Below are 8361 nucleotides of genomic sequence, written 5' to 3'. Positions count from 1 at the left end.
TTTCGCCTCCGGCGGGCCGTCCGGGGTGGGCGCGGCGGTCGGCAACGCGGTACGCACCTCACTGGTCGTCGTCGTCTCGGTCACCTTGCTGGTGTCCCTGTCGGTCTACGGCGCCAACGGCAACTTCAACCTGTCGGGTTAGGGGTGTGCAGAGACGATGAGTTCCAGTTCCAGTGACCGACGCGCCGTGGCCGGGTTTGCCACCGTCCTGGCTGGAGTGGCCGTGGTGGCGCTCGCGGTCGGGCTGTTTCGGGGCAGTTTCACCGAGACGGTCCCGGTCACCGTCCTCTCCGAACGGGCGGGCCTGGTGATGAACGCCGATGCCAAGGTGAAACTGCATGGGGCGCAGGTGGGTTCGGTGAAATCCATCGAAGCATTGCCGGATGGGCGGGCCGCTCTGCACTTGGCAATGGATCCGGCCTATCTGGACATCGTGCCGTCGGACGTCGGCGTCGAGATCGCGTCCTCGACAGTATTCGGCGCCAAGTTCGTCGAACTGGTACCGCCGACCAATCCGTCGGCCGAGGCCCTGCAACCGGGGCAGGTGCTCGACGCCGACCACGTCACCGTCGAGATCAACACCGTGTTCGAGCAATTGTCGTCGGTGTTGGACAGGATCGAACCCGCCAAACTCAACGAGACCCTGGGTGCATTGGCCACCGCACTGGACGGTCGCGGCGATCGGATCGGCCAGATGATGTCGGACTTCGACGCATTCCTGGCAGACATCGAACCCAGTCTGCCGGCCCTCGAGGATGAAATCGCGGTCGCGCCCGAGGTGTTCAGCGCCTACGCGGATGCCGCACCGGACTTGGTCAGCACCATCGACGCATCGACCCGGATCGGGCAGACGATGGTCGACGAGCAGCGCAACCTCGAGTCCGTGCTGATCAGCGTGATCGGTCTGTCCGACACCGGCACCGAGGTGGTCGGCGCCAACCGGCAAGCCATCGCGACCGCGATGCGGCTGCTGACCCCGACCACCGACCTCACCAACCGGTACAACCCTGCGTTGACCTGCGGGCTCGGCGGCGCGGTGGAGTTGGCCAAAGCCCCGGGAACGCCCCTGCCGGGCGGGCTGCTGCTGCAGACCGTGGTGCTGGGTCAGGAGCGCTACCGCTATCCACAGAACCTGCCGAAGGTGGCTGCCACCGGCGGACCGCAGTGCACCGATCTGCCGAAGGTCGGCTTCCAGAAACGGCCGCCGTTCGTGATCACCGACGTCAACGCCAATCCGGCTCAGTACGGCAACGAAGGAATCCTGTTGAACTCCGACGGGCTCAAGCAGTTGCTGTACGGCCCGATCGACGGACCGCCGCGCAACACCGCACAGATCGGACAACCCGGATGAGCGGAATGGGCGCTACCGCAGCCAAGTTCACGGCGTTCGTGGTGACCATGGCGCTGCTGACCGCAGGTCTGTTCGCGATCTTCAGCCAGTACCGGTCGGGTTCGACCAACTCGTACTCGGCGTTGTTCGAAGACGCCTCGAGCCTTGGGGTAGGCGATTCAGTGCGGGTGGCCGGTATCCGAGTCGGCACCGTACGCGACGTCGAGTTGCAGCCGGACAACACGGTTTTGGTGACATTCGACGCCGACGATCACGTCCGGCTGACCGAGAGCACCAAGGTCGCGGTGCGTTATCTGAACCTGGTCGGGGACCGTTACCTCGAGCTGCTCGACGATCCCGGAACGACCCGAATCCTGCCGGTCGGCACACAATTGGGCCTTGACCGGACCGAGCCCGCGTTGAACTTGGACTTGCTGCTCGGCGGTCTCAAGCCGGTCATCCGAGGGCTCGATCCCGACGACGTCAACGCACTGACCAACTCGTTGATCCAGATCCTGCAGGGCCAGGGCGGCGACCTGGAGTCGCTGTTCGCGCGGACGTCGTCGTTCACCAATGCGCTGGCCGACAACGGCCACACGGTCGAACAGCTCATCGACAATCTCGATCAGACGTTGACCGTGCTGGCCAAGGACGGAAAGCAGTTCTCCGGTGCGGTCGACGAGCTGGAACAGCTGATCTCCGGTCTGGCCGCGGACCGCGACCCGATCGGCACGGCGATCACCGCCCTGGACAACGGAACTGCCTCGCTGGCGGATCTGCTGACCGAGGCGCGACCGCCACTGTCCGGGACGGTGGACCAGTTGACCCGGTTGGCGCCGCTGCTGTCCAACGAGACCGATCTGGCTCGCCTGGATCTGCTGATGCAGAAGACTCCGCAGAACTACCGCAAGCTGGTGCGGCTGGGCTCGTACGGTAGTTGGCTCAACCTCTACATCTGCGGAGTCTCGGTGCGGGTGTCCGACCTGCAGGGTCGGACAGCGCACTTCCCCTGGGTCATCCAGAACACCGGAAGGTGCGGTGAGCCCTGATGCTGAAGTATCGCGGATCCTCGTTGCTACGTTCCGGATTCATCGGTCTGGTCCTGATCATCCTGCTGATCGTGGTCGGTTTGCAGCCGCAGAAGCTGGTATCGATGGCCACCTCGATCAACTACCAGGCGGTGTTCGCCGAGGCCGGCGGACTGAGTGCCGGCAACAACGTGAAGGTCTCCGGGGTGGACGTCGGCACCGTGTCGGATGTCGAACTAGACCGCGGTAAGGCGCTGGTGAGTTTCGTGGTGAACAGCAAGGTTCGGCTCGGCACCGACACTACGGCGCAGATCGGCATCGGCACCCTGCTCGGTGAGCGGGTATTGGTGCTCGAACCGCGCGGCAGCGGCAGCCTCGGCGCACACGGCGTCATCCCGCTGTCACGTACCTCTGCGCCGTACTCGCTCAACGACGCGCTGGGTGAGTTCACCACCAACACCGCGGGGACCGACACCGAGGCCATCAACTTGTCGCTGGACACCCTGTCGGACACCATCGAACGGTTGGCGCCGCAGCTGGCACCGACCTTCGACGGTGTGAGCCGGTTGTCGAAGTCGCTCAACAATCGCAACGAGTCGCTGAGCAGTCTGCTGGCCGCGGCCTCCGACGTCACCGGCATCCTGTCCGAGCGCAGCCAACAGGTCAACGCGCTGATCCTGAACGCCAACGACCTGCTCGGTGTGCTGGCCGACCGCCGCCAGGCCCTGGTCACCCTGTTGGCCAACACCACGGCGGTGGCCCAGCAGCTGTCCGGGCTGGTCGAGGACAACGAAGCCGAACTGGCCCCCACCCTCGAACAACTCAATCGAGTTGCCGAGATGCTCGAGCGGCATCGCGACAATCTGACCGAGTCGCTCAAAGGACTGGCGAAATACCAACTGACCCAGGGTGAAGCCGTGAACAACGGGTTCTACTACTACGGTTTTGCGTCCAACTTGCTGCCCGGCCCGGCCCTGCAACCGTTCCTCGATTATGCGCTCGGATTCCGCCGCGGCACCGATGCCGGTCAACCGCCGGACAACGCCGGTCCGCGCGCTGAATTCCCGTTCCCGTTCAACGGCATTCCCGGAGGGCAGCCATGAGCAGTACCCGGACTGTCGGACCGCGGGCCAAGCGGGGTCTCCTGCTCGTCCTGGCCGCTCTGATGGTTGCCGGCGCCGGCATCATCACCTACCAGAAGATGCTGCGCCCCAAGATGATCACCGCCTACTTCGAATCGGCCACCGCAATCTATCCTGGCGACGAAGTGCGGGTGGTCGGAGTACGGGTCGGCAAGATCAGCTCCATCGAGCCGCTCCCGGAACACACCCGGGTGGTGCTCGAGATCGATCGCGACGTCCCGGTGCCCGCCGACGCCAAGGCGATCATCGTCGCGCCGAACCTGGTGTCGGCGCGCTACGTACAACTCACGCCCGCATACGGTTCGAGCCCCGAGGCGAGCGGGCCCACCCTGCCCGACGGCGCCGAGATCGGCGCCGACCGCACGGCCATACCGGTGGAGTGGGATGAGATCAAAGAGCAGCTGACCCGGCTGGCCGCAGAACTCGGTCCGGCCAGTGGGGTTTCGGACACGTCGCTGGGCCGGTTCATCGACACCACCGCCGACGCGATGGCCGGCAACGGTGACAAGCTCAGGGAGACCATCGCGCAGTTGTCCGATGTCGGACGGATTCTGGGGGAGGGCAGCGGCAACATCGTCGACGTCATCGAGAACTTGCAGGTGTTCGTCGCTGCGCTCCGGGACAGCAATGTTCAGATCGTGCAGTTCCAGAATCGGCTGGCCGAGGTCAGCAGTGTGGTCGATGGCAGTCGCTCGGAGTTGGACTCGGCGATAACCGAACTGTCGTCCGCCGTGGACAAAGTTCAGCGCTTCATCGCCGGTTCACGAGACCAGACCTCCGAGCAGGTGCAACGCCTGGCCAATGTCACCCAGGTCCTCTCCGACAACAGCACGGTGGTCAAGAACGTCCTGCACGCCGCACCCAACGCACTGGTCAACGGGTACAACATCTACAACCCGGATACCGGCGGACCACGCGGGTCGTTCGCGATGAACAACTTCGCCAACCCGGTGGCCACCATCTGCTCGGCGATCGCGGCGGTCGAGAACGTCACCGCCGAGGAATCCGGCCGGGCCTGCGCACAATATCTCGGACCGGCGCTGCGGTTGATGAACTTCAACCACCTGCCGTTCCCGTTCAACGCCTACCTGGGACCAGCGCCGAAGAACGTCATCTACTCCGATCCGCGGCTGGCGCCGGGCGGTTCCGGAATCCCCGATGGTCCAGCCGAGTTGCCCCCGTCGGTGTCGGCCTACACCGGAGCCGGTGATGTCGCGCCGCCACCGGGATGGAACGATCCGCCGCAGCCGCCGGGGGCGTACGCGCCCGACGGGTTGCCCGCCCACCCACAACCGGCGCTGTTTCCCGGCGCGCCCATTCCGCCCGGAGTGCCCGCGCCACCCGCCCCGGTGCCGGTCGCGACCAATCTGACCGAATTGCTGCTACCGGCTGAGGCCGATGTGCCGGCTCCGACAGGAGGCACCCCGTGATCAGGTCGAGGTCGCGCAGACTGGCCGCGTCGGCGTGCTGTGTGGTGTTGGTGGCGTCCGGTTGCTCGTTCAACGGGTTGAACTCACTGCCGCTGCCGGGCACCGTGGGGACCAACTCCGACGCCGCGCTGTACCACGTCCAACTCGCCAATGTCGGCTCACTGGAGTCGAACTCACCGGTCATGATCGGTGACGTTGTGGTCGGAGCGGTACGGAAGATGACCGCCGACAACTGGCGGGCCCACGTCGAGGTATCGGTGAAACCGGACGTCGTGGTGCCGGCCAACGCCGTCGCCACCGTGGGGCAGACCAGTCTGTTGGGCTCGATGCACCTGGCCTTGGACCCGCCGGTCGGTGAACCAGCAAGCGGCAGACTGGAGCCTGGGTCCACCATCGGATTGGATCGATCCTCGAAGTACCCGTCCACCGAGCAGACCCTGTCGTCGTTGTCGGTCGTGGTCAACGGTGGTGGTCTGACCCGGATCGGCGACATCGTCCGTAATTTCAACGCTGCCCTGGACGGTCGACAAGTCCAGATCCGCGACCTGCTCACCCGGATGAACGACGTCGTCGGCCTGCTCGACACTCAACATGACGACATCATCGCCTCGGTTTCAGAGCTGAACCGGCTGGCCCAAACGTTCGCCGACGAGCGCGGCGTGCTGCAAGCTGCCCTGGACCGGATTCCGCGGGCACTGCAGGTACTCAACCAGCAACGTCCCCGACTCAGCACGGCGCTGCAGAAACTGGGCCAATTCAGCGATACCGCAAACCAATTGATCAACGAGTCACAGGCCGACATCGTGCAGAACCTGCAGAACTTGGAACCCACCGTGCGTGCGTTGGCCGACGTCGGGCCCGATCTGATGACGGCACTGGCCTATCTGCCCACCTACCCCTACACGCAGGAGTTCATCGACCGGGGCATCCGCGGCGACTACATGAACCAGTTCATCGTGTTCGACTTCACCATCCCGCGGCTCAAGAGCGGCATCCTGCTCGGAACCCGATGGGGTGAGCCCGGTGCCTCGCTGGTGCCCGCGCCGGGCGACCCCTGGTATTCCACCTACACCCGGGACCCGCTGCAGGCGCCGGTGACACCGCGGCCCGAGGAACTCGCTCCGCTGCCACCGCTGACCGAGCAGGCGGCACCGGCGCCGGCAGCCGAGACGCCGGACGTCGCGCAGGCCGAGACGCCGGACGTCGCGCAGGGAGGCAACTGATGCTGACGCGCTTCGTTCGGACGCAGCTGATCATCTTCACCATCGCGTCGGTGATCGGGCTGGCTGCAATGGTTTTCGTCTACCTACAGGCTCCGATGCTGCTCGGTTGGGGCCGCATCACCGTCACGTTGAACCTGCCGGCCACCGGAGGCGTCTACCAGTTCTCGAATGTCACCTACCGCGGCGTGGAGGTGGGCAAAGTCACCGACGTCCGGCCTACGCGCGACGGCGCTCGGGTGACCATGTCGCTGCAGACCTCACCCAGGATTCCCGCCGATGTGGCGGCCACGGTCCGCAGTGTGTCGGCGGTCGGCGAGCAGTATGTGGATCTGGTGCCCCGGTCGGCGGAGGGCCCCAATCTGGTTGACGGCTCGGTGATCACCGCTGACGCCGAGTCGCTGCCACAACCGGTCGGCCCGATGCTCGATCAGATGAGTGCGCTGGTAGAGAGCATCCCCACCGGCAAGCTCACCGGTCTGCTGGACGAGTCCTACCGGGCGCTCAACGGCACCGGGTACGAGCTCGGCGCACTATTCGACTCCTCGGCTGATCTCGCCGCCGGACTGGCCGGTTCCGGCGATGACGCTCGCGCGTTGATCGATGACAGCCGCCCGCTGCTGGATGGGCAGGCCGAGAGTGCCGAGGCGATCCGGACCTGGGCTCGCAGCCTGGCGGGGATCACCGCGCAGATCGATGAGCGTGATGCTGAGGTGCGGACGCTGCTGCGGACCGGGCCCGGCGCAGCAGATGAAGCGTCCCGACTGCTCGAGCAGGTCAGGCCGACGCTGCCGGTGCTGCTGGCCAATCTGACCAGCGTCGGTCAGATCGGAGTCACCTACAACGCGTCGATCGAACAGCTGTTGGTGTTGTTGCCGCCATATCTGGCGGCCACCCAGTCCTACGGCTCCTCGCTGAACAACCCCACCGGTATGGCGCTTTCGGAGTTCAGCTTGACCCTCGGTGACCCGCCGGCGTGCACGGTTGGTTTCCTGCCGCCGTCGTCGTGGCGGCCGCCGACCGACCTCAGCGATGTCGACACCCCCGATGGGCTGTATTGCAAACTCCCGCAGGACTCGCCGATCGGTGTGCGTGGAGCGCGTAACTTCCCTTGCCAGGGGCAGCCGGGCAAACGCGCCCCGACCGTCGAAATCTGCGAGAGTGACCAGCCTTTCGAGCCGCTGGCCATGCGTCAGCACACCACGGGTCCGTACCCGATCGACCCTGGGCTGATTGCGCAGGGCGTTCCGCCGGATGAGCGGGTGCGCGCGGATGACCACATCTTCGGGCCGGTGCAGGGAACACCGATGCCACCTCCAGCAGAGGAGGTTCCGTCGCCGACGGCGCCGGCCATCCCGCCGACCGACGGTGTCGCGCCGGCCGACGGTGTCGCGCCGGCCGACGGTGCCGCGCCGCCGACCCCGGAACTCGCACCCGCAGGTCCAGCGGAACCGAGCGGATACGTTCCGGAAGCGGTGGAGCCGACGGTGGCATTTGCCACTTACAACCCCAAGACTGGGCAGTACGCAGCTCCTGACGGGAACGTCTACACCCAGTCAGATCTGGTGCAACCGGCTGCGCAGAGCTGGAAGGATCTGTTGCCCAAGTAAATCCGCGCGGGGCGGAAGGCCCGGAATATGGCGCAGGATCGACTCGTGTTCCGGCTTGGCGGGAAGCCACTGCAGCCGAACCGCGCCTCGCCGATACCCGAACGCCCCTTGGTAGATGCTTGGAGCGTCCGCCGGCCAAGCCCCGGTCGAGGGTGACCGTCGACACGACATCAGCAATGCCGCGGTGGAGGCAACGAATCACCGTCTCGTGGCTTTCGGTGTCCGAAAACTTTGGTCTCTTTGGTCTCTTTAGTCTTTTTTGGTCTCTGGTGTCACAGGGTGTGTGGTTTTGTCGGTGGGTCGAACTACTGTTCGAGTCATGGGTAGGGATGTCGCTGCGGACCGGGAGGCGATCCTGGGCGCGTTGACGGCCCTGGAGTCGGCGGCCGAGGTGCTCGCCGGGGCCTGCTTTGACGGGTTCACCGCTTTGGAGCTGGTTGAGATCCTGGAGCGTCGGGAGGTGCTGGCTCGGCGGGCCCCGACGGTGGATCACCGGCTGTTGGCCCGTATCGAGGCCGAGGTCCGGCCGCAGGATTTGGGGGCGACCACCCTGCCCAAAGCGTTGGCGTATCGGCTCAATATCTCCAAGCGGGAAGCCAAG

The 8361-nt window shown here is 65.6% G+C and carries 6 protein-coding genes and 2 pseudogenes; all 8 read left to right on the top strand.

The features are described 5' to 3' along the window. Positions 1-142 (top strand): annotated as a pseudogene (locus AC5Y3P_RS22130) (ABC transporter permease); the annotation flags it as partial. A 15-nt stretch (positions 143-157) separates the two neighbouring features. Further along, a complete protein-coding gene (locus tag AC5Y3P_RS22125) occupies positions 158-1351 on the top strand; it encodes an MCE family protein (protein ID WP_500048082.1) in 1194 nt (397 codons plus the stop codon). After that, positions 1348-2379: an MCE family protein gene (locus tag AC5Y3P_RS22120; RefSeq protein WP_500048081.1), complete on the top strand. Its 1032-nt coding sequence runs from the start codon at positions 1348-1350 to the stop codon at positions 2377-2379. Before AC5Y3P_RS22125 ends, AC5Y3P_RS22120 begins: the two co-directional genes overlap by 4 nt. Continuing rightward, positions 2379-3461, top strand: a complete 1083-nt coding sequence (locus AC5Y3P_RS22115) for an MCE family protein (RefSeq protein ID WP_500048080.1) — start codon at positions 2379-2381, stop codon at positions 3459-3461. The genes AC5Y3P_RS22120 and AC5Y3P_RS22115 overlap by 1 nt, the downstream gene beginning before the upstream one ends. Then, positions 3458-4930 carry an MCE family protein gene (locus AC5Y3P_RS22110; RefSeq protein ID WP_500048079.1) on the top strand — a complete coding sequence of 491 codons (1473 nt, stop codon included), beginning with the start codon at positions 3458-3460 and terminating at the stop codon, positions 4928-4930. The genes AC5Y3P_RS22115 and AC5Y3P_RS22110 overlap by 4 nt, the downstream gene beginning before the upstream one ends. Next, positions 4927-6153: an MCE family protein gene (locus tag AC5Y3P_RS22105; protein WP_500048078.1), complete on the top strand. Its 1227-nt coding sequence runs from the start codon at positions 4927-4929 to the stop codon at positions 6151-6153. The genes AC5Y3P_RS22110 and AC5Y3P_RS22105 overlap by 4 nt, the downstream gene beginning before the upstream one ends. Further along, complete coding sequence (locus AC5Y3P_RS22100; RefSeq protein WP_500048077.1) at positions 6153-7760, top strand: MCE family protein; 1608 nt, start codon at positions 6153-6155, stop codon at positions 7758-7760. Before AC5Y3P_RS22105 ends, AC5Y3P_RS22100 begins: the two co-directional genes overlap by 1 nt. Positions 7761-8079: 319 nt before the next feature. Then, a pseudogene (locus AC5Y3P_RS22095) lies at positions 8080-8361 on the top strand (HNH endonuclease); the annotation flags it as partial.

The sequence above is a fragment of the Mycobacterium sp. NGS45 genome (assembly GCF_059812645.1).
This window is presented reverse-complemented; position numbering and strand designations above follow the sequence as displayed.